The organism is Alkalihalobacillus deserti (assembly GCF_020734105.1).
Lineage (GTDB): Bacteria > Bacillota > Bacilli > Bacillales > Bacillaceae_D > Halalkalibacter > Halalkalibacter deserti.
Window position 1 is genome coordinate 21,756 of record NZ_JAJAFR010000016.1, and the last position, 21,166, is coordinate 42,921.

16 protein-coding genes and 1 riboswitch are annotated in these 21,166 nt (G+C 38.6%); of the genes, 15 read left to right on the forward strand and 1 reads right to left on the reverse strand.

The genetic code is table 11. The features are described 5' to 3' along the window. Window positions 1-6: 6 nt before the first annotated feature. On the reverse strand, window positions 7-1,260 hold the full coding sequence (locus LDX58_RS19965) for a PucR family transcriptional regulator (RefSeq protein WP_227938746.1): 1,254 nt from the start codon (window positions 1,258-1,260) through the stop codon (window positions 7-9). Between the two features lie 180 nt (window positions 1,261-1,440). Here LDX58_RS19965 and LDX58_RS19970 point away from each other — a divergent pair, with 180 nt between their 5' ends. The 15 genes from LDX58_RS19970 (at window position 1,441) to putP (ending at window position 21,055) form a co-directional block, all read left to right on the forward strand. Next, complete coding sequence (locus LDX58_RS19970; protein WP_227938844.1) at window positions 1,441-1,923, forward strand: helix-turn-helix domain-containing protein; 483 nt, start codon at window positions 1,441-1,443, stop codon at window positions 1,921-1,923. A gap of 15 nt (window positions 1,924-1,938) precedes the next feature. Further along, window positions 1,939-2,115, forward strand: a complete 177-nt coding sequence (locus tag LDX58_RS19975) for a hypothetical protein (RefSeq protein ID WP_227938747.1) — start codon at window positions 1,939-1,941, stop codon at window positions 2,113-2,115. Window positions 2,116-2,549: 434 nt separating this feature from the next. Then, a complete protein-coding gene (locus LDX58_RS19980; RefSeq protein ID WP_227938748.1) occupies window positions 2,550-2,756 on the forward strand; it encodes a hypothetical protein in 207 nt (68 codons plus the stop codon). Then, window positions 2,737-3,057, forward strand: a complete 321-nt coding sequence (locus LDX58_RS19985) for a YbjQ family protein (RefSeq protein WP_227938749.1) — start codon at window positions 2,737-2,739, stop codon at window positions 3,055-3,057. Before LDX58_RS19980 ends, LDX58_RS19985 begins: the two co-directional genes overlap by 20 nt. 138 nt (window positions 3,058-3,195) lie before the next feature. Beyond that, a riboswitch (cobalamin riboswitch) is annotated at window positions 3,196-3,380 on the forward strand. Window positions 3,381-3,527: 147 nt separating this feature from the next. After that, window positions 3,528-5,708 (forward strand): ribonucleoside-diphosphate reductase subunit alpha, encoded by a 2,181-nt coding sequence (locus LDX58_RS19990; RefSeq protein ID WP_227938750.1) that lies wholly within the window; start codon window positions 3,528-3,530, stop codon window positions 5,706-5,708. A gap of 27 nt (window positions 5,709-5,735) precedes the next feature. Further along, on the forward strand, window positions 5,736-6,764 hold the full coding sequence (locus LDX58_RS19995) for a ribonucleotide-diphosphate reductase subunit beta (RefSeq protein ID WP_372459260.1): 1,029 nt from the start codon (window positions 5,736-5,738) through the stop codon (window positions 6,762-6,764). Between the two features lie 655 nt (window positions 6,765-7,419). Further along, a complete protein-coding gene (pcrB, locus tag LDX58_RS20000) occupies window positions 7,420-8,115 on the forward strand; it encodes a heptaprenylglyceryl phosphate synthase (RefSeq protein WP_227938754.1) in 696 nt (231 codons plus the stop codon). 109 nt (window positions 8,116-8,224) lie between these two features. Continuing rightward, entirely contained in the window at window positions 8,225-10,435 is a 2,211-nt protein-coding gene (gene pcrA / locus LDX58_RS20005) for a DNA helicase PcrA (RefSeq protein ID WP_227938845.1), read from the forward strand. 62 nt (window positions 10,436-10,497) lie between these two features. Continuing rightward, window positions 10,498-12,507 carry an NAD-dependent DNA ligase LigA gene (ligA, locus tag LDX58_RS20010; RefSeq protein WP_227938756.1) on the forward strand — a complete coding sequence of 670 codons (2,010 nt, stop codon included), beginning with the start codon at window positions 10,498-10,500 and terminating at the stop codon, window positions 12,505-12,507. Window positions 12,508-12,538: 31 nt separating this feature from the next. Further along, window positions 12,539-13,705, forward strand: a complete 1,167-nt coding sequence (locus tag LDX58_RS20015; RefSeq protein WP_227938758.1) for a CamS family sex pheromone protein — start codon at window positions 12,539-12,541, stop codon at window positions 13,703-13,705. Between the two features lie 370 nt (window positions 13,706-14,075). Then, entirely contained in the window at window positions 14,076-15,188 is a 1,113-nt protein-coding gene (locus LDX58_RS20020; RefSeq protein WP_227938760.1) for a BMP family lipoprotein, read from the forward strand. 356 nt (window positions 15,189-15,544) lie between these two features. Next, window positions 15,545-17,074 (forward strand): ABC transporter ATP-binding protein, encoded by a 1,530-nt coding sequence (locus LDX58_RS20025; protein WP_227938765.1) that lies wholly within the window; start codon window positions 15,545-15,547, stop codon window positions 17,072-17,074. Then, window positions 17,074-18,132: an ABC transporter permease gene (locus LDX58_RS20030; RefSeq protein ID WP_227938846.1), complete on the forward strand. Its 1,059-nt coding sequence runs from the start codon at window positions 17,074-17,076 to the stop codon at window positions 18,130-18,132. Before LDX58_RS20025 ends, LDX58_RS20030 begins: the two co-directional genes overlap by 1 nt. Next, window positions 18,133-19,095: an ABC transporter permease gene (locus LDX58_RS20035; RefSeq protein WP_227938766.1), complete on the forward strand. Its 963-nt coding sequence runs from the start codon at window positions 18,133-18,135 to the stop codon at window positions 19,093-19,095. A gap of 451 nt (window positions 19,096-19,546) precedes the next feature. Then, window positions 19,547-21,055 carry a sodium/proline symporter PutP gene (gene putP, locus LDX58_RS20040; protein ID WP_227938768.1) on the forward strand — a complete coding sequence of 503 codons (1,509 nt, stop codon included), beginning with the start codon at window positions 19,547-19,549 and terminating at the stop codon, window positions 21,053-21,055. Window positions 21,056-21,166: the final 111 nt, after the last annotated feature.

Consider the following 21,166-nt stretch of genomic DNA (forward strand, 5'->3'; position numbering starts at 1 on the left):
TGGAAATCACACCTTTTTCAGTGGCCTCGCACACGCTAGTTTTTTTTCGCGTGTTTTAGGGCCTAACTTAACGTCTAAGTAAAGACCGATTCGTTGAATAGGGTCTTTAAGTTCGATATTGGTAATCTCTTGAATCCTTTTTAAACGATAGCTTAGTGTATTGACGTGTATATGGAGTTCTTTTGCAGCCTCATTCATATTTGTATCTTTGCTTAAAATTACTTCAAGAGTTTCATATAAAGATGTCGCATGCTGTTTGTCATATAATTTAATTTGCTGAAGGGCCGGATTCATGACCAAATTCTTTTCATCTTGTAACAAAATATCGAGATGTCGGAAAACCCCTAGTTCGTGATAAAAAAAAGCACGCTTCATTATTACGTCACGATTCTGTTTTAGTTCAACAACCTTTTTAGCCTCATGGTAACTCTCAGTTAATTTAGAATAATCATTATATAAATAGCCACAACCAATGTGGATATTCTCAACTTTAAAGCGTTCTTTCATTTGGAGTTGTAGAGTCTCCATAAAATGAATCAAGTCCGTTTTTCTCGAATGATTATGAACAGGGTTAACAAGACAAATCATTTGATCTTCATCAATCGTATGAATAAGCATCGTAACCTTACTAGTTGTTTTGATAATATACATGATGTTTCGGTAAAGAACATCAGATATTTCTTCAAATTGAAAGATCATAATTGCTAAAGTTTGCGCTCTAATATTTACTTTCTCAAGCAAAAGAGCCGTATTTTCGTGTGTCGTTGTATCTGTGATAATCTGCCAGAGTAATTGTTGATGATTTTTTTCACGACGCTTTTTTTGAAGATTCAATTGAAGCAGTAAATTTTTTGCTTTGCTCGCAGCTAGTTTTAATAGTTGTTTTTCTTGATCTGAGAGTTTTGTATCGACTTCAATCACCCAAATATAACCTAGTACTTCACTGTTTTTACGAATGGAAACAGCAACACGATTACGAAGACCCAATTCTGAGATACTATGAATATCTAATGGCTCGTTGCTTTGATTTAAGGCCGGAATCACGCCATCTTTCCAGAAGCGGTTAATCACCTTTTCCGGCACACGCCTGCCGATAATCGTAGAAATTCTAGTGGCGTCTGTTGTATCGTCATGCGAACTGTAAGCTAATAATTGATGGTTAGCATCTTCGAGAGTGACTGGGCAATTAAGAACATTACTAACTGTGTCAACGAAGTCTTCAAGGGAATCGAAAACACGGTCAAATTTTTTTATATCCATGATTTAACTCCTACTATTCTCACCGTTTGATACTAGTTACTATAGCATAAGTTATAAAAATAAACTTGCGCTCACTATCAAATAGTATCATTATCATTATATATAATGATAATGATGAAAGGGGCTCATATGAAATCTAAAAAAGCCGACCTTATGCTTCATCCAGTCCGTATGTGAATTATTCAAGCGTTACTCTCATATGAGAAAATGACGGTTGTGCAATTATTAGAAAAACTTGAGGATATTCCTCAAGCGACAATGTACCGTCATCTAAAGCAACTAAACGATGCAAACCTGATTGAAGTTATTGAAACAAATAAAGTAAGGGGAACAATTGAAAAAAACTATGCGGTCAAGAAAGAAAATGTAAAATTATCCGAGTCGGATATAGAACATACTTCAGTTGAAGAACATCTACGTTATTTTATGACGTATCAGGCTAATTTGCTTAAGGAGTTTGAGCAATATGCGAATAAACCCCAACCAGTTCAGTATAAAGAAGATGGGTTGGGGTACTGGCAAGCAACTCTACATTTAACCAACGATGAAATGAATCAATTTGGAAAGGAACTAAGCGAGGTAGTTCAAAAATGGACGGAGGTTAAAGCTTCTGAAAAACGGCAAGCAAGAACTTTTGCAACGATGTTTATTCCGCAAAAATAATGGGAGGGAACTCGGATGAATGAAAGAGAGATACAGTTTGAAAGCAGTATAAAAGTTTTTGGTACGATAACTATTCCTACATCTTCTGATGATAAGAAGATGGCTATTCTACTTGTTCCAGGATCAGGTCCTTTAGATCGTAGTGGTAACGGAAAAAGAAAAAGCCAAACATTAAATTATACAAACAGCTAGCCTCCTTCTTAACGAGAAATGGATTTATCACATTACGCTTTGAGAAGTGCGGGACTGGAAAAAGTGAAGCCGCCTTTATGGAAGCGGGCTTTTGAGATTTGGTTGAGGATGCTAGGGCTGCCATTAAATTTCTAAAAGAAGAGCAGTTGGTTGATTCTGATAAAATGTCTATAAAGGGCTCTCAGAGGTTGAGTGTCAAATTCTTGCGGTTACTGGTGCAAAGGATCTTCAAGCAACTCCGGAACGAGTATATGAGACAGGAAAGTATACAAATGTCGAAACGGAAGCTCACATTATTGATGGAATGAACCATATGCTCAGGGATCAAGAAGAAGATATAGGTATACTTCAATTGAAAAAAACATACAAAAATGTAGGGAGACAACCGTTTTCATCTGCTTTTTTAGAATTGCTAAGATCATGGTTGAATAAGCATGTCTGATTTACTAAAGTATATTCTTATTGTGTTTATTGTTATCTTTCAACTCGGAGGATTGGTTCTTTTATTTTTCAATAAGGCTTGGGCCATCATTGCTTTTTTTACTTATGGAGTTCTTTTACTGATATTATTAGTTGTTTTTATTGTGGAGCGTAGGAAAGAAAAAAAGGAGGAAATCGATTATGATGATTGTGACTACTGATCAAGTAGCTGGGTATGAAATAACGGATGTTATGGGGTATGTCAAAGGAAGTACAATTCAAACCAAGCACATTGGGCGTGATATCACGGCAAGTTTAAAAGGTATTGTCGGTGGTGAGATTAAGGGATATAACGAGATGATGACGGAAGCTCGTAAATTAGCGATGCATCGTATGGTTCAAGAAGCAGAAGAAAAAGGAGCAAATGCTATTATCGGAATGCGCATGCAAACGTCAACAGTGATGAGTGCAGCGGCTGAAATTATTACGTATGGGACGGCTGTTGTGATTGAGAAGAAATAGAAGAATCGTATCGTCTAGAGGAAAGCGCATTTGGACGTTTTTTTAATTTGTAAAAGGAACTTAGACTTGCAATCTCGCACTGACTCTATTACTATATACAATATATCGTAATCTAGTGTTTTGATTATAACTATATATTGATTTAAGCGGAATAATAGGTGCCGTACGGCTTAATAGGGAATCTGGTGAAAAACCAGAACTGTCCCCGCAACTGTAAGTGTCGACAATTCAGAGAATACCACTGTGTTAGCAATGATGACACGGGAAGGTTCTGAGGAGGTTGAAACACGAGTCAGGAGACCTACCTATATTCCTCAGTCAGGTTTCTTCGGGGTGTGAGAAGTGAGACGGCAATTAACATCGACAATGAAGTTTAGTTGTTTGTGTGTCTTTCTCTTACGCCGTTTTACGCTCTTCCTTATAGCTGAGGAAGAGCGTTTTTTATTTAGATTATGAGGAGTGGTTGTTTAATGGATACGATGACGGTAGAAAAATCTTTAGTTGAAGAATTGAAAAATAGATTTCCAGACCTATCTATTGCTGAATGGTGGAAAGAAGAATCAACCTGGGAAAAGCGAGCGCTTGATGCCTTAAACTTTCTTGATACGGACCAACCTGATTGGACGTATATTGCTGCGCAAGCTTATTTAAATTCACTTTACGAGGAAGTAACAAAAGTAAGAGGATGGTCCACAGATTGGAAGGTTGGATTTGCTGATTGGGTAAAGAAGCTGATTGAAGATGGCTTCTATGACCAAAGACTGCAAAGCTATTCAAAAAAAGAATTAACGGAATTAGCTCACTCGATCACATTGGAACAAGATCAACATTTTACATACATTGGAATCAAAACTCTTGCTGATCGTTATTTAACTAGGCACTTTGACCGAACTTTACTTGAGCTACCACAGGAGCGATGGATGGTGATAGCCATGACGTTAATGGTAGAAGAACCAATAGAAAAAAGACTAGAACTAGTAAAAGAAAGTTACTGGGCTTTATCAAATTTATATATGACAGTTGCGACGCCAACTCTTGCAAATGCTGGTAAAAAAGATGGACAGCTTTCGAGTTGTTTTATTGATACGGTAGAAGATGATTTAAGGTCTATTTTTGATAGTTGTACAGATGCGGCAACAGTGAGTAAAAATGGAGGTGGTTTGGGACTTTATCTCGGGAAAATTCGTGCAAAAGGCTCATCTATCCGTGGTTTTAAGGGGGTATCATCAGGTGTGATCCCTTGGATGAAGCAATTAAATAATGTAGCTGTAAGTGTCGATCAGCTTGGACAACGTCAAGGGGCAATTGCTGTTTATTTGGATGTCTGGCATAAAGATATTTTTTCCTTTCTTGATGCAAAACTAAATAATGGCGATGAACGACAACGAACTCATGATTTGTTCACGGCCATTTCAATTCCAGACGTGTTCATGGAGGCCGTTGATAATCGTGAGTATTGGTATTTGTTCGATCCTCATGAAGTGCGTCAAGTAATGGGTTTTTCACTTGAAGATTATTATGATGAGGAAAAAGGAAACGGATCTTTCCGAGAAAAGTATCAATTGTGTATTGAAAATCAAAAATTATCAAGAACAGAAGTCCAAGCAATTGATATTATGAAGCGAATCATGCTTTCACAATTGGAGACAGGTAGTCCGTTCATGTTTTATCGGGATACGGTTAACCGTCTTAACTCAAACCGTCATAAAGGCATGATTTATGGTTCGAATCTTTGTACGGAAATTATGCAAAACATGAGTCCCACCGTAATTGAAGAAGAAACAACAGAAGACGGAAAAATCATTACGACTAAAACACCTGGTGACTTTGTCGTTTGCAATCTGTCTTCTATTGCACTAGCAAGAGCGGTAAATGATGATGTACTTGACCGATTGATTTCGATTCAAGTAAGAATGCTTGATAATGTCATTGACTTAAACACGATTGAAGTAAAGCAAGCTCAGTTGACAAATGAAAAATACCGTGCCGTTGGGCTAGGTACGTTCGGATGGCATCACTTACTAGCAACAAATGGAATCCGATGGGAAAGTGAAGAAGCGGTTGTCTATGCAGATGAAGTCTATGAAGAAATTGCTTATCTAACTGTGAAAGCCTCCTTGCAGCTTGCAAAAGAGAAAGGAGCTTATCCAGCTTTTGCAGGCTCGGATTGGGAAACAGGAGAATTCTTTGATAGACGAAAGTACGATTCTACAAGGTGGAATGATTTAAGAGCTGAAGTGAATGAGTATGGAATTCGAAATGGCTATTTAATGGCTGTTGCGCCAAATGCAACGACCTCATTAATAGCAGGTTCAACCGCTTCCATCGATCCGATTTTTGCAAAATCGTATATGGAAGAAAAGAAAAATTATCGGATCCCTGTTGTCGCACCAGATTTAAATGCTGAAACAACGTGGCTGTACAAGCCGGCGCACGTCATCGATCAAAAGTGGAGTATACGTCAAAATGCGAAAAGACAGCGTCATGTTGATCAAGGCATTTCTTTTAATCTCTATGTTCCAAACACGGTAAGAGCAAAAGATCTACTAGAAATGCACCTACTAGCCTGGGAGAATGGTTTGAAAACGACCTATTATATCAGATCGACATCTGTTTCAATAGAAGATGATTGCGAAAGTTGTTCTAGTTAACAAGAGGGGGAATGAGTGTTGGATCGAATGCAAAAACGTAAATTATATGATGTCAAAGCACCGAATGCTTCAACGGCATTAATCAATGGAAGAAGTTCGAATGTTTTAAATTGGGATGATGTCCGTTTTTCATGGGCCTATCCTTTATATAAAAATATGTTAGCCAACTTCTGGACGCCTTTTGAAATTAATATGACCCATGATGCAAAACAGTTTCCAGCCCTTACACAGGATGAACAGGAAGCGTTTAAAAAGATTATTGGCTTACTAGCTTTTCTTGATAGCATACAGACCGACTATACGCTACGTGTGGCTGACTATTTAACAGATTCAAGTATGGCAGCGCTGATGAGTGTGCTTTCTTTTCAAGAGGTAGTTCATAATCAAAGCTATTCTTATGTTCTCTCGAGTCTTGTTCCAAAGGCCACACAAGATGAGATTTATGAATACTGGAAGCATGATCCCGTGCTTCGTGAACGAAATGAATTTATCGTTGATGGCTATGAGAAATTTTCCTCGGATCCAACACCGGAAACATTAGCCAAATCCATTGTTTATGATGTGATCTTAGAAGGCTTAAATTTCTATTCAGGTTTTGCATTTTTCTATAATTTAGCTCGTAACCAAAAAATGGTATCTACGTCAACGATGATAAATTACATTAATCGTGATGAACAGCTTCATGTCTATTACTTTACTAATCTATACAAAGAACTTTTAAAAGAAAATCCAGAACTAGATACACAAGCAATGAATCAGTTTGTTGAGGATGCTTTTAAGAAGGCGACCGATCTTGAGATCGAGTGGTTCCGTTATGTTATTGGAGATAAATTAGATGGAATTGATCCGCAAGAAATGGAATCGTACTTAAAATTCATGGCGAACAAACGAATCAAGCAGCTGGGTTATGAAGCAATTTTTCCGGATCATCGGACAAACACAATGAGATGGATTAAAGCTTATGAGGATGTAAATGCAGCAAAGAGTGATTTCTTTGAACAAAAGTCACGCCAATATGCAAAAGTATCGAGTGACAATGGCTTTGACGAGTTATAAATGTAATATTATTGTGTTAGATTTTCAAGAACCCTACCTTATATTAAAGGTAGGGTTCTTTTAAAAGTAAAAAAAGGGAAGCGTGCACAGTTTTCTAACGTGTGGATGGCTAACACTTTTTTTGTTCTATGAACTGCTATTACTAACAATTGTTAAAAAAAGCTTTCAAGCAGTTTATTAGCAATCATGTCTAAAAACAGACAGAAAGAACGCTAATAAACCAGGGGAAATCGCAATGCAGGGTGAATTTTCACAATGAAGTCGAGTGAGCTGTTAACATCTGTATTTCACTGATATACGTAAAAAATCACAATTAATGCCCTTACGAAGTTCCTCAGGCTTGTCGTTATTGGAGTAATGGAAAAATGATACTGTTATTATTTAGGTAATATAAACATGGACTAAACTATTTTGTCTGATTCTAACTCGATCTCCAGGTATATTTTACTTCTTTCCAAGCCTATTCCCTTTTGGAACAAGCTCTTAAATACAGATAGTATCGGCAAAACTAAAATATAATAGCTTAGCGCTTAGCAGGAGAGAATTTTAAAAATATTGGATATCATCCTCGGGCGACAACCTAACTCATCTTTGATATAATGACTAATCAGATATGTATTTTTGTTGGTAATTAGCATGTGCGGGAGTGGTAAAAATGCTTGAGGTAAAAGAATGGAGACATGTATTTAAATTAGATCCAAACAAGGAGTTAACAGATGAAGCATTAGAAGCTATTTGTGAGTCAGGTACAGACGGATTGATTATAGGTGGAACAGACGGGGTAACTCTTGATAATACCTTGCAGCTGCTTGCACGAGTTCGCCGGTATACCGTTTCGTGCGCACTTGAAATTTCAAATTTGGATGCGATTACGCCAGGATTTGACTATTTCTTTATTCCATCTGTGATGAACAGTCCTGACTTAAAATGGGTTCAAGGCTATCATCACCAAGCAATTAAAGAGTTTGGGGCTATCATGAATTGGGATGAAATAGCGGTTGAAGGCTATTGCATCTTGAATCCAGAAGCCAAAGCCGCGAAGCTAACAAAAGCCAAAACGAACATAACGACTGCAGATATTGTTGCCTATGCCCGTATGGCTGAGCACCTTTACCATTTCCCCATCTTTTATCTTGAATATAGTGGAACGTACGGTGATCCAAAGATTGTAAAAGACGTGTCTGCTGTATTGAAAAATACACAGTTATTTTATGGTGGCGGAATCCGTTCTGTGGAACAAGCAAGAGAAATGGCCCAGTTTGCGGATACTGTAGTTGTTGGGAACTTTATATATGAAGATTTAATTTCTTCATTAAAGACCGTGGAGGCTGTTAAAAGCACGAGTATATAAAATAGATTAACATAGGTAACAAGGAACATTGAAATCCAATTAAAAACAAGCTAAAATAAAAGAACATACGTTTGGTGGTGAGGGTGTGCAAGCGAAAATAATTGAAAAAATGCTCTCTGGTCTAAACCCAGAGCAAAGACAAGCCGTCCAGCACACAGATGGTCCTTTGCTGTTAATGGCGGGGGCTGGAAGTGGTAAGACACGGGTACTAACACATAGAATTGCCTACCTTTTAAGAGAAAAAGAGATTGCACCTTGGAGTGTCTTAGCGATTACTTTTACGAATAAAGCTGCACGTGAGATGAAAGATCGTGTTGCTCAACTAGTTGGCCCAGTGGCAGAAGATATTTGGATTTCAACATTCCACTCAATGTGTGTCAGGATTTTGAGGAGAGACATTGATCGAATTGGATACAATCGAAACTTTACGATTTTGGACTCCGGAGATCAGCTATCTGTTATTAAACAAATTTTAAAGAATAAGAACATCGATCCGAAGAAGTTTGAAGCAAGAAGCATTCTTGGGACGATTAGTAGTGCGAAAAATGAGTTGAAAAAGCCTGATGCTTTTGCAAAAACGGCGACGGGCCCATATGATCAAACAGCAGCCGATGTCTATGTTGACTATCAAAAGCAATTAAAGAAAAACCATGCGCTTGATTTCGACGATTTAATCATGAAAACGATTGAGTTATTCAAATTAGTTCCAGAAGTACTCGAATTCTATCAACGCAAGTTCCAATATATTTTGGTTGATGAGTATCAAGATACGAACCGAGCTCAGTACATGCTCGTGAAAATGTTAGCGGAACGCTTTAAGAATATTTGTGTAGTCGGTGATTCCGATCAGTCTATTTATCGCTGGCGTGGAGCGGATATCGCCAATATCTTATCGTTCGAAGAGGATTATCCTAAAGCAAAAGTTATTCTCCTTGAACAAAACTATCGTTCAACCAAGACGATTCTTCAAGCAGCGAACCATGTCATTGAAAACAATTCGAATCGAAAAGCTAAAAACCTTTGGACGGAAAATGATTCCGGAATGAAAATTGGCTATTATGCAGCAGATACCGAGCACTCGGAAGCTCAATTTGTCGTAGAAAAAGTAAGAGAAGCCATGCAAATAAATGACTATAGATATTCTGATATAGCGATTTTATACAGAACCAATGCCCAGTCTCGTGTCATTGAGGAATACTTTGTTAAGTCTAATATTGATTACAACATCGTCGGAGGAACAAAGTTCTATGATCGTAAAGAGATTAAAGACGTCCTTGCTTATTTACGTTTAATCGCTAACCCAGATGACGATATTAGTTTACAACGGATTATCAATGTACCTAAGCGTGGGATAGGAGCAACAACAGTTGATAAAATTGGAGCATATGCGATTGATCAAGGGATATCCATTTTTGCAGCGCTTCAAGAAGTTGAACAAGTTGGACTTCCTGGACGTACAGCGGTGAAGTTACAAGAATTCTCTAAACAACTGACTCACTGGGTTGAAATGCAGGAGTATTTATCTGTAACGGAATTGGTCGAAGAATTATTAGAACGGACCGGCTATCGTGAGATGCTTAAAAATGAAAAGTCACTTGAAGCTTTAAGCAGGATTGAAAACATCGATGAATTTTTAACTGTAACGAATGAGTTTGAAAAACAAAATGAGGATGACAAATCACTTGTTGCGTTTCTAACGGATTTAGCCCTTGTTGCTGATATTGATAAGCTAGATGATGAGAATGAAGGCAAGCCAAAGGATGCCATTACGCTTATGACGCTTCACGCGGCTAAAGGATTAGAATTTCCACTTGTCTTTCTAATCGGATTAGAAGAGGGGATTTTTCCGCATAGCCGCTCGTTATTTGAAGCGGAGGAAATGGAAGAAGAGCGTCGTTTAGCTTATGTGGGAATTACAAGAGCGGAAAAGCAACTTTACGTTACTAATGCAAGATTAAGGACAATGTTTGGTCGAACGAATACCAATCCTCCTTCAAGGTTTATCAATGAGATTCCAGAAGAGTGTCTTGAATCTTTAAATGAGCAACAGAAAAAGCAAACCCCTGAATGGATGAAGACGTCTCGAAAAACAACACCAGCTCAGCCTAGTCGTAACATTGAGCGACCTAGAGTGATTCAGACAGGTGGCGACCAAATTTCTTGGAATGTCGGTGATAAAGCATTCCATAAAAAATGGGGAGTTGGAACGGTCGTTAGTATTAAAGGAGCAGGCGAATCAGTAGAGTTAGACATTGCCTTTCCGAATCCAATTGGTGTAAAACGTCTTTTTGCTAAATTTGCACCCATCACTAAACAGTAAAGTATGGTAGGTAAAAAGGGCATTTAGAGCCCTTTTTACCTACTCAAGAAAGGACGAAAGCCATGGAGCAGCAAGCCCAAACAAGACTGGAGGAGCTTCGTAAGCTTTTAGAAGAGTACGGTCATCATTACTATGTACTTGATAATCCAGTTGTTTCAGATGCTGAATATGACGCTCTCATGCAAGAACTATTACAATTAGAACAACAGTATCCTCAGTTTTTTAGTGAGGATTCTCCATCGATTCGAGTCGGCGGGGAACCCCTTCCATTCTTTAAAAAAGTAGAACATCGTTCACCAATGTTAAGTTTAGGGAATGCTTTTTCAGATGGAGATCTACGTGACTTTGATCGCCGTGTTAGACAGTTAGTAGGAAATGATGTTACATATACCTGCGAGTTGAAGATTGATGGTTTAGCGGTGTCACTTATCTATGAAAATGGAAAATTCATAAGAGGGGCAACGCGTGGAGATGGGACGGTTGGAGAAGACATAACAGCTAATCTTAAAACCATTCCTGCAATTCCTCTTCGTTTAAAAGAAAAGGTTAATATTGAAGTTCGTGGTGAAGCATTTATGCCCAAAGGATCTTTTGAAGCGTTGAATATGGCTAAAGAACAAGCAGGGGAAGAGAAATTTGCGAATCCAAGAAACGCAGCGGCAGGTTCACTGCGACAATTGGACCCGAAACTGGCAGCAAAACGTAATTTATCTATTTTTATCTATGCGATTGGCTATCTTGAGGATAAGGAAGTTCCGTCGCACCAGGAAGGGATTCATTATTTACACGACCTTGGATTCCGCGTAAATAAAGAAAGCAGAAATTGTTCTTCTATTGAAGAAGTTATCGAGTATACAGGAGAATGGGTTAAAAAGCGCGGAGAACTCCCTTACGAAATAGATGGGATCGTCATTAAAGTAGACCGTCTAGAACAACAAAAGGAAATGGGATTCACAGCAAAAAGTCCACGGTGGGCAATTGCATTTAAATTTCCGGCTGAGGAAGTTGTGACCACACTTGAAGATATTGAACTTAATATAGGGCGAACAGGAGTCGTCACACCAACAGCGATTTTATCACCGGTTACCGTTGCGGGTACAACCGTAAAAAGGGCTTCTCTTCATAATGAAGATTTAATTCGTGAAAAGGATTTGAAGCTTGGTGATTCTGTTGTCATTAAGAAAGCTGGTGACATCATTCCTGAAGTTGTAAATGTTCTGACTGATTTACGGAATGGGTCAGAACGTGAATTTACGATGCCAACTCATTGTCCTGCTTGTGAAAGTGACCTTGTACGTTTAGAGGGAGAAGTAGCATTGAGATGCATTAATCCACAATGTCCGGCACAGATCAAAGAGGGATTGATTCATTTTGTTTCAAGAAACGCCATGAATATTGACGGCCTTGGAGAAAAGGTCATTAGTCAATTATTTGATCATGACCTCGTACATGATGTAGCTGATATTTATAAACTAAATCGAGATGAATTATTGAAGCTTGAAAGAATGGGAGAAAAGTCGGTAGATAAATTGCTTGCTGCGATTGAAAAGACAAAGGGAAATTCGCTTGAACGTCTATTGTTTGGCTTAGGGATTCGTTTTGTTGGAGCCAAAGCAGCCAAAACATTAGCTATTGAATTTGAAACGATTGATAACATTCAAAGGGCAACAGAAGAAGAGCTGATTGCTGTTAATGAAATAGGTGAAAAAATGGCGTCTTCGATAAAACGTTATTTTTCAACTCCTGAAGTGTTAGTATTAATTGATGAGCTAGTGAGCCTTGGAGTCAATATCGTCTATAAAGGTCCGAAAGCTCTAGCTGACAGTGAAATTTCTGATAGTCTGTTCGCAGGAAAAACAGTTGTGTTAACAGGTAAGCTTGAACAACTCACGCGCGATGAGGCTAAGGAAAAGATTGAGGCATTCGGAGGGAAAGTGACAGGAAGCGTAAGTAAGAAAACGGATCTTGTCATCGCTGGAGAGGATGCTGGCTCAAAGCGAACAAAAGCAGAAGAACTCAATATTGAGATTTGGGATGAAGCGAAGTTAGTTGAGATGTTAAATTCTAAATAAAATAGTTTTAAAGAGAGGAGGGGAGTGGATCATGTTGAAACAGTGGGGAGCTACTTCTCTCATTCTGTTTTTTTTGACGGGGTGTTTTTCGAGTTTACCCGAAGAAGAGCAGGTGGTAGAAGAAAATGTAAATGAAGAAGAGCAGATAGTAGAAGTCGTTCCACAAATCATTACGCCTGACAACTATTATCAAAGTGTTTTATACGATGGTTCTTATAAGCATGGAGAATCAAGAGGATTTGGAAATTCAGTTATTTATAATCGCCTTGATTTAGATCAGCTAGAGATGGGTTTAACGCGCATTGCTCAGCAACATTTTGATCCGAAAGATTACTTCTTTAGAGAAGGACAATTTATCGAAAGAAATAAGCTAAATAATTGGTTAATGCGTTATAATAAGGACTCTAATCCAGATGGACTTAATCCAGCACTTGGGTCAGGAGAAGATATGCGTGCAAGAGAAGAAAGTCAGCCTCGCTATTTATCCCATATTTTGGAACATAATTATCTTGTTAAAGATTCAAATGGTCAATTAAACCTTGGTGGGATTGTGATTGGACTCTCGATGAATAGTGTCTATAATTTTAGAGTTGAGGATGAACAAGGCCGTTACTATTTCTATGAACTTCCACTATCCGAGCAAGCAATTGAACAAGAAGCTGAACGAATTGCAAAAGAAATTTTAAGTAGATTACGGTCAATGGAAGAAGGGGTTTTTCAGGATATTCCGATTCTTTTTGCGGTTTTCAAAGAGCAACCTCGTGAATCTGTGATTCCAGGGCATTTTTTTGTGAAAGCGCTAGCTGATCCAAGAGGGGATTTAGGTCGTTTTCAACGCTTAAATGAACGATACCTTCTGTTCCCTTCTAGTGAAGCAAATCAAGAAGCTCGAAATGAAGCCGATCAGTTCCAGCGATTTAAAGACGATATTCAAGATTTTTTTGATACGTATCTAGGGGTAGTTGGAAAAGGACGTTATGTGGATAATCAAATTCAAGAATTGAATATTGAAATTCCTTTACGTTTCCAGGGGAAAGCTGAGATTGTCGCCCTTTCCCAGTATGTAGCTAGCCAATTACAACAAAGATTCCAAGAGCATTATAAAGTAAGTGTTGAGATCACATCTGTTTCTGGAAATACAGAGAGTATTATTGTTCGAAATCCAGACGAGGAACCATTTATTCACGTGTTAAATTAGATTGAAATAATAATTCCAAAAATAGTAGTCCCCTTTTAAGTGCTTCACTTTAAAGGAGACTACTATTTTTAAATGCTTTTGTTGAAACGAAAGTTATTAAGTATTTATAAAAAAAACTATTTATTAATCCTACCTTACATGATTTATTTATCTCGCCGACTGACACCTTATAAGGGGTCTGACGTCTAACGAATTATTTTAGTTACGATGCACTCGAAAAGTCAAACAGTTTTAATTAGGTAGGAATAGAAATCAATCAAAGTTGAAATCCTATACAAGAAATGTTTGGTATGAAAGGGTACTTCTACTTCTAAGACTGTGTGACGTACATAAGGAAAGCGTTCGCACGATGGAAAAAGGGGGATATTACATGAAAAAGTGGTTACGTACGTTAACGGTGACAGCAGCTGCAGCAGTTGTTTTGTCAGCTTGTGGAGCGGGTGGTGAAGCTCCTACTACCGAAGATGAAGCAGCTCCAGGGGATACAGATGAAGCTGTGGACTTTACAGTAGGAATGGTTACAGATGTTGGCGGAATTGATGATAAATCATTCAACCAATCTTCATGGGAAGGTCTATCTTTGTTTGGACAAGAAGTAGGTTTAGAAGAAGGAACAGGCTATCGCTATTTACAATCGGGTGATATGGCTGAATTCGAACCAAATCTTCGTACGTTGGTTCGTGAAGATGTCGATCTTGTTTGGGGAATTGGTTTCCTTATGGAAGATGCAATTCGTACGATCGCACAACAAGTAGAAGATGCTCAATTAGCGATTGTCGATTCTGTCGTAGCAGATGAGGATGGTGTTCCATTAGCTAATGTGGCGAACATCACCTTTAAAGAACATGAAGGATCTTTCCTTGTAGGTGTTGCAGCTGGTCTTCAAACAACTGGAAATAAAGTCGGCTTTATTGGTGGAGTTGAAGGGTCTTTAATTAAGAAATTTGAAAATGGATTTAAAGCAGGTGTTAAAGCAGTAAATCCAGATGGAGAGATTATTGTTCAGTATGCTGAAAGTTTTAACAATCCTGACCGTGGTTCACAAATTGCAAATACGATGTATAGCCAAGGTGCTGATATTATTTATCACGCAGCTGGTGATACGGGGAATGGTCTTTTTACAGAAGCGATTAACCGTGCTCGAAATGGTGAAAATGTTTGGGCAATTGGCGTTGACCGTGATCAACATGAAGAAGGAGTATTTGGTGACGATGGTCAATCAGTAACTCTAACTTCAATGATAAAACGTGTAGACAGAGCTGTATATTTAGTATCTGAGCGTACGATGAGTGGAGACTTCCCTGGTGGTGAAGTTCTTGAATTTGGTTTAAATGATGAAGCAGTGGGAATTGCTTCTTCACAAGACAACATGTCTGAAGAAGCTCTTCAAGCCGTTGACGATTATCAAGGACAAATCCAAGAAGGCGATATTTCAGTTCCGCAAACCGATGAAGAATACGAAGAATTCCTATCTTCACTTTAATTTTCTCATGACAAAAGGCTAGTAGCGCACTAGCCTTTTGTTTTCAATAAAAAGTCTATACATAAATAGTTGGACAAAGGGACAATGAAGGATTGTTAATTGCCCAATCCTTCATTGCCTCTTTATTTAAAGACTAAGAAAGTTTGAATTTCAAGTGAATACAGGACGAGTTCAATAAGGTCTGAAATCCTACTTGAAGAAAAGCAGTGGCTCTATATATTGCGCGTTGAATGACAAAGACCAATTGTCGTTTGACTTAAAAGAAGTAGCTGTTCCGCTCATTGCTTCTAAGAAAAGACGGCTGAAGCCATTTTGCTTAACCGTTATATAGTCGAAAGGTGAGGAGTGATTTACAGATGAGTTATGTTATTGAAATGAATAACATTCGTAAAGAATTTCCTGGAATTGTGGCAAATGATAATATTACTCTTCAAGTGAAACATGGAGAAGTTCATGCTCTCCTTGGAGAAAATGGAGCTGGGAAATCGACTTTAATGAATGTGTTATTTGGACTGTATCAACCTGAAAAAGGTGAAATTGTCGTTCGTGGTGAAAAAGTACAAATTACCGATCCTAATGTAGCGAACAATCTTGGGATCGGTATGGTACATCAACATTTTATGCTCGTTGATAAATTCACTGTCACAGAAAATATCATTTTAGGAAATGAGCCCAAAAAAGCAGGCAGGATTAACTTAAAAAAGGCAGCTAAGGAAGTAGAAGAGATTTCGAATCGATATGGCTTAAAGGTAGATCCTTATGCCAAAATTGAAAACATTTCAGTGGGGATGCAGCAAAGGGTTGAAATTTTAAAAACGCTTTATCGTGGTGCAAACATTCTTATTTTTGATGAACCTACCGCAGTCTTAACACCACAGGAGATTCAAGAGCTTATCAGTATTATGAAGACATTAGTCAAAGAAGGGAAGTCAATCATCCTAATCACACACAAACTAAAAGAGATTATGGCTGTTTGTGACCGCTGTACGGTTATAAGGCGTGGAAAAGGAATTGGTACTGTTGATGTGAGTGATACCAATCCTGATAAATTAGCTGCAATGATGGTAGGACGTGAAGTCAATTTTAGTATAGAAAAAGGTCCGGCTAACCCAAAAGAAACAATTATAAGTATAAATAACTTAACTGTAAACGATTCACGTGGGGTAACGGCTGTTAACAACTTAAGTTTAGATCTGAAGGCTGGAGAAATCATTGGACTTGCAGGGGTCGATGGAAATGGGCAGTCTGAATTAATTGAGGCCATTACAGGTTTACGTAAGGCTGAGTCAGGCACCGTTTCTTTGAATGGAAAAGATATTACCAATTTTAAGCCGCGTAAGGTTACAGAGGCTGGGCTTGGGCATATACCTGAGGATCGTCATAAACATGGTCTAGTTTTAGATTTTACCATTGGAGAAAACATCGTTTTACAAACTTACTATCATAAGCCTTATTCGAAAAATGGAATTTTAAATCATAATGAAATTTATAAAAAAGCGCGGACTCTAATTGACGATTATGATGTTCGTACACCGAGTGAATACACATTGGCTCGTTCTTTATCTGGAGGAAATCAACAAAAGGCCATTATCGCGCGTGAGGTTGATCGGTCACCAGACTTTTTAATTGCGGCACAGCCAACTCGAGGATTAGATGTCGGGGCAATTGAGTCGATTCATAGAAGACTCGTGATGGAGCGGGATAAAGGAAGAGCGGTCCTTCTTATGTCGCTTGAATTAGATGAAATTCTTAACGTAAGTGACCGAATCGCTGTTATCTATGAAGGGGAAATTGTCGGAATTGTAGATGCTGACCAAACAAATGAACGAGAATTAGGTTTACTGATGGCTGGTGGAAAGAAGGAGAAGGAAGGTGAAGCAAGATGATGAAAAAATTGCTTCGAAGAAATAAATTTCTCTCGCTACTAGTCCCGCTAATAGCTGTCTTGTTAGGGATTTTAATAGGCGCAATTGTAATGCTTCTGACTGGTTACAATCCAGTGTTAGGGTATTCTGCTTTGTTAAAAGGAATCTTTAGTGATACGTATTATATGGGTGAGACGATAAGAACGATGACACCTCTTATTTTATCTGGTCTTGCGGTAGCATTTGCTTTTCGTACGGGACTTTTTAATATTGGGGTAGAAGGTCAAGTGATTGTCGGATGGCTTGCTTCAGTTTATGTCGGGATTGCTTTGGAACTACCTAAACTGATTCACTTGCCGGTAGCCATCCTTGCTGGTGCTTTGGCAGGAGCGTTATGGGGATTCATTCCAGGGATTTTGAAGGCGCGTTTTCAAGTTCATGAAGTAATTGTAACCATTATGATGAACTATATTGCTTTATACACAGCGAATTATCTAATTCGAGCATTTTTACTTGTACCAGGAGAACGAACAGAAGCTATCTCGCCATCAGCTTCATTAGCTTCTCCATTCCTGGAGTCGATAACTGATTACTCGAGACTGCACTATGGGTTTATTGTAGCTCTTATAGGTTGTATAGTGATGTGGTTTATCTTATGGAAAACTTCAAAGGGTTTTGAGCTTCGTGCGGTTGGGTTTAATCAGCATGCTTCACAATATTCTGGAATGAATGTAAAGAAAAACATCGTTCTTGCGATGCTTATTTCCGGTGGATTTGCTGGTGTCGCAGGTGCGATGGAGGGCTTAGGAACTTATGGTTATATGAGCATTCTTTCAGGATTTACTGGAGTTGGTTTTGACGGGATCGCAGTGGCCTTATTAGGTGCAAATACTGGGGTAGGGGTTTTATTAGCGTCGTTCTTATTTGGTGGTTTGCAAATTGGCGCACTCAATATGCAATCAAAAGCAGGGGTACCTGTCGAATTAATAGACATTGTGATTGCTCTAATCATTTTCTTTGTGGCTTCTAGTTATATCATTCGCTGGGTCATGAATCGAATTAAGAAGGAGGGGATTTAGATGGATTTCATGCAAATTTTGGCGCTTGTTATACCTGCAGCTATTTACGCCGCTGCTCCCCTTATCTTAACTGGTTTAGGCGGTTTGTTCAGTGAACGATCAGGCGTTGTTAATATCGGTTTAGAAGGACTTATGGTCATAGGAGCGTTTACAGGAATTGTGGTCACTCTGACACTAGAAGGAATGGGGTTAGGAGCTCCTTCAGTTTGGCTTGCGATGTTAGCGGCTATTTTAATTGGAGCCATTTTCTCGTTATTTCATGCGGTCGCTTCAATTACATTTCGGGCTGATCAAATTGTTAGTGGTGTAGCACTTAACTTTTTAGCCGTAGGATTAAGTGTATTCCTCATTCGATTAATGTATGGCAAAGGACAAACGGACTATATTCGAAATCGAATTTACCGCTTTGATGTTCCGGTTCTTAGTGATATTCCGATTATTGGTCCATTGTTTTTCTCTAATGTATATATTACTTCTTACATTGCAATCCTATTGGCTTTCGTTGTTTATTTTATTGTATTTTATACTCCATTTGGTCTTCGTCTCAGATCGGTTGGAGAACACCCAATGGCTGCTGATACGATGGGGATCAATGTGATTCGCATGCGTTATATAGGAGTCATGTTAAGTGGAGCTTTTGCTGGCCTAGGGGGAGCTGTATTTGCCGTTACGGTCTCTGGCAACTTTTCTGGAACGACGATTGTCGGTCAAGGCTTTATGGCACTGGCTGCGTTAATTTTTGGGAAGTGGAATCCACTCGGGGTGTTGGGAGCAGCCTTATTCTTTGGATTGGCTCAAGCGTTAAGTATTACGGGAGCACAAATTCCAGTGCTTGCTAATGTCCCGTCTGTGTTTCTTTTGATCGCCCCTTATGTATTAACGATTTTGGCACTTGCTGGATTTGTAGGACGTGCTGAAGGACCTAAAGCAATAGGAAAACCATATGTAAAAGGGTCAAGATAAAAAAGTTAGCCTTCTGATGAAAAAAATCAGAAGGTTTTTTTGTCGATAAAAATTGATTTTTACGTACTTGCTTTAGTACGGAAAAGAAATTAATTAAGATTAGTTAGGTTGTATGTATTACACTAAATAGCTATGAAAACGTTTATATATGAAGGGAGTATGAATAAAAATGTATAAAGACGAAGGATGTAAACTATTTGAAAGTGTTCCGGAACTTATAATATGATATGGTAAACAACATGTCCAATTCAAAGAGGAGAATTAAACAAACGCTTGTTTATGTCATGTTATACAAAATCGTTGCATAGATCTTCAAAAAGCGGATTTATGAAGGAGGTGCACAGATGGATTACGGATTAACAACAGCAACTTGGTTTTTGCTGTATGTTCCAATGCCTTTATTAATTGTCTTATCAATCATCTCATTACTTAAAAGGAGGAGTGAGTAAAATTGGAATTAGCAACGATTATTACGTTTATTATTTATTTAGTAGGGATGCTTTTAATCGGACTAGTCGCGTACCGGTTAACTAGTAATTTATCTGATTATGTTCTTGGTGGACGTCGTCTTGGAGGAAGTGTCGCTGCTCTTAGTGCGGGTGCATCTGATATGAGTAGTTGGTTGTTACTCGGACTACCAGGTGCAATGTATGTTGGTGGAATGGGAGAGATCTGGATTGCAGTTGGTTTGGCAATCGGTGCTTATTTAAATTGGCAGTTTGTTGCAGCAAGACTTAGAATTTACACAGAAATAGCGAATGATTCTATTACGCTACCAGACTTTTTGGAGAATCGTTTCCATGATCGCTCGAAGGCATTGCGTATTATTTCGGCCGTTCTTATTCTTATTTTCTTTGCTTTCTATACGTCTTCAGGACTTGTAGGCGGTGCTTTGTTATTTGAAGCGTCGTTTGGTATGACTTACACGCAAGCTTTATGGATTGGTGCATTAGTCATAATTTCATATACATTTTTAGGTGGTTTCTTAGCGGTAAGTTGGACGGACTTTTTTCAAGGAATTCTTATGTTTTTAGCTTTAATTATCGTTCCAATTGTGGCGATCTCAAGTATCGGTGGATGGAGTGAGACGATTCATGCAGTCGGAACGATTGACCCTGCATACTTAGATGCGTTTCAAGGAGCCACGTTCATTGGTGTCGTTTCCTTACTTGCATGGGGGTTAGGTTATTTTGGTCAACCTCATATTGTCACACGTTTTATGGCTGTTAAATCTGTGAAAGAAATACCGAAAGCACGTGCTGTGGGAATGACATGGATGGTACTAGCGTTATTTGGAGCGATCTTCACAGGGTTTGTTGGGATTGCCTACTTCTCGGAAAATGGTCCTGGAGGCCAGCCTCTTGCGGATGGATCACATGAGACATTATTTATAATGTTTACTCAAGTACTCTTTAATCCGTGGGTAGCTGGGTTCCTACTGGCAGCGATTCTATCAGCCATCATGAGTACGATTGATTCGCAACTTTTAGTGTCTTCTAGTGCTCTAGCAGAAGATATCTATAAAAGATTTATTAGAAAAGACGCTTCTCAAACAGAACTTGTTTGGGTAGGTAGAATTGGCGTTGTTCTCATTGCGTTAATCGCCATCGTGCTTGCATACAACCCTGAAAGCTCCGTTCTTGATCTAGTCGGTTATGCTTGGGCTGGGTTTGGCGCTGCTTTTGGCCCTGTTCTAATCCTAGCGTTATTCTGGAAACGAATGACGCGTAACGGAGCTTTAGCTGGTATGCTCGTTGGTGGTTTAACCGTTATTCTGTGGGCGGAGCTTGATACTTGGTTCAGCTTATCAGCGGAGCAATTTCCAATTTTAGGTCTTTATGAGATTATTCCAGGTTTTATTCTCGCTTGGATTGCAATCATGGTTGTCAGTGTGCTTGGCCAAGAGCCTTCGAATGAGGTTCAGGAAGAATTTGAAAAATCAAGGAAGGAATTACTATAGTAAGATATAAATCCCCTCTTAGTCTAACAACTAAGAGGGGATTTGTTTTCTTATGTAACTATTTCATCACTTAGGGTTTGTTGCCTATGAAAGTGTAATTTGGTATTATAA

What these genes read in the sequence shown, in the direction of transcription:
- LDX58_RS19965 (WP_227938746.1), bottom strand. Translation starts at nt 1,260, where the DNA reads ATGGATATAAAAAAATTTGACCGTGTTTTCGATTCCCTTGAAGACTTC.
- LDX58_RS19975 (WP_227938747.1), top strand. Translation starts at nt 1,939, where the DNA reads ATGAATGAAAGAGAGATACAGTTTGAAAGCAGTATAAAAGTTTTTGGT.
- LDX58_RS19980 (WP_227938748.1), top strand. Translation starts at nt 2,550, where the DNA reads ATGTCTGATTTACTAAAGTATATTCTTATTGTGTTTATTGTTATCTTT.
- LDX58_RS19985 (WP_227938749.1), top strand. Translation starts at nt 2,737, where the DNA reads ATGATGATTGTGACTACTGATCAAGTAGCTGGGTATGAAATAACGGAT.
- LDX58_RS19990 (WP_227938750.1), top strand. Translation starts at nt 3,528, where the DNA reads ATGGATACGATGACGGTAGAAAAATCTTTAGTTGAAGAATTGAAAAAT.
- LDX58_RS19995 (WP_372459260.1), top strand. Translation starts at nt 5,736, where the DNA reads ATGCAAAAACGTAAATTATATGATGTCAAAGCACCGAATGCTTCAACG.
- pcrB (WP_227938754.1), top strand. Translation starts at nt 7,420, where the DNA reads ATGCTTGAGGTAAAAGAATGGAGACATGTATTTAAATTAGATCCAAAC.
- pcrA (WP_227938845.1), top strand. Translation starts at nt 8,225, where the DNA reads ATGCTCTCTGGTCTAAACCCAGAGCAAAGACAAGCCGTCCAGCACACA.
- ligA (WP_227938756.1), top strand. Translation starts at nt 10,498, where the DNA reads ATGGAGCAGCAAGCCCAAACAAGACTGGAGGAGCTTCGTAAGCTTTTA.
- LDX58_RS20015 (WP_227938758.1), top strand. Translation starts at nt 12,539, where the DNA reads ATGTTGAAACAGTGGGGAGCTACTTCTCTCATTCTGTTTTTTTTGACG.
- LDX58_RS20020 (WP_227938760.1), top strand. Translation starts at nt 14,076, where the DNA reads ATGAAAAAGTGGTTACGTACGTTAACGGTGACAGCAGCTGCAGCAGTT.
- LDX58_RS20025 (WP_227938765.1), top strand. Translation starts at nt 15,545, where the DNA reads ATGAGTTATGTTATTGAAATGAATAACATTCGTAAAGAATTTCCTGGA.
- LDX58_RS20030 (WP_227938846.1), top strand. Translation starts at nt 17,074, where the DNA reads ATGAAAAAATTGCTTCGAAGAAATAAATTTCTCTCGCTACTAGTCCCG.
- LDX58_RS20035 (WP_227938766.1), top strand. Translation starts at nt 18,133, where the DNA reads ATGGATTTCATGCAAATTTTGGCGCTTGTTATACCTGCAGCTATTTAC.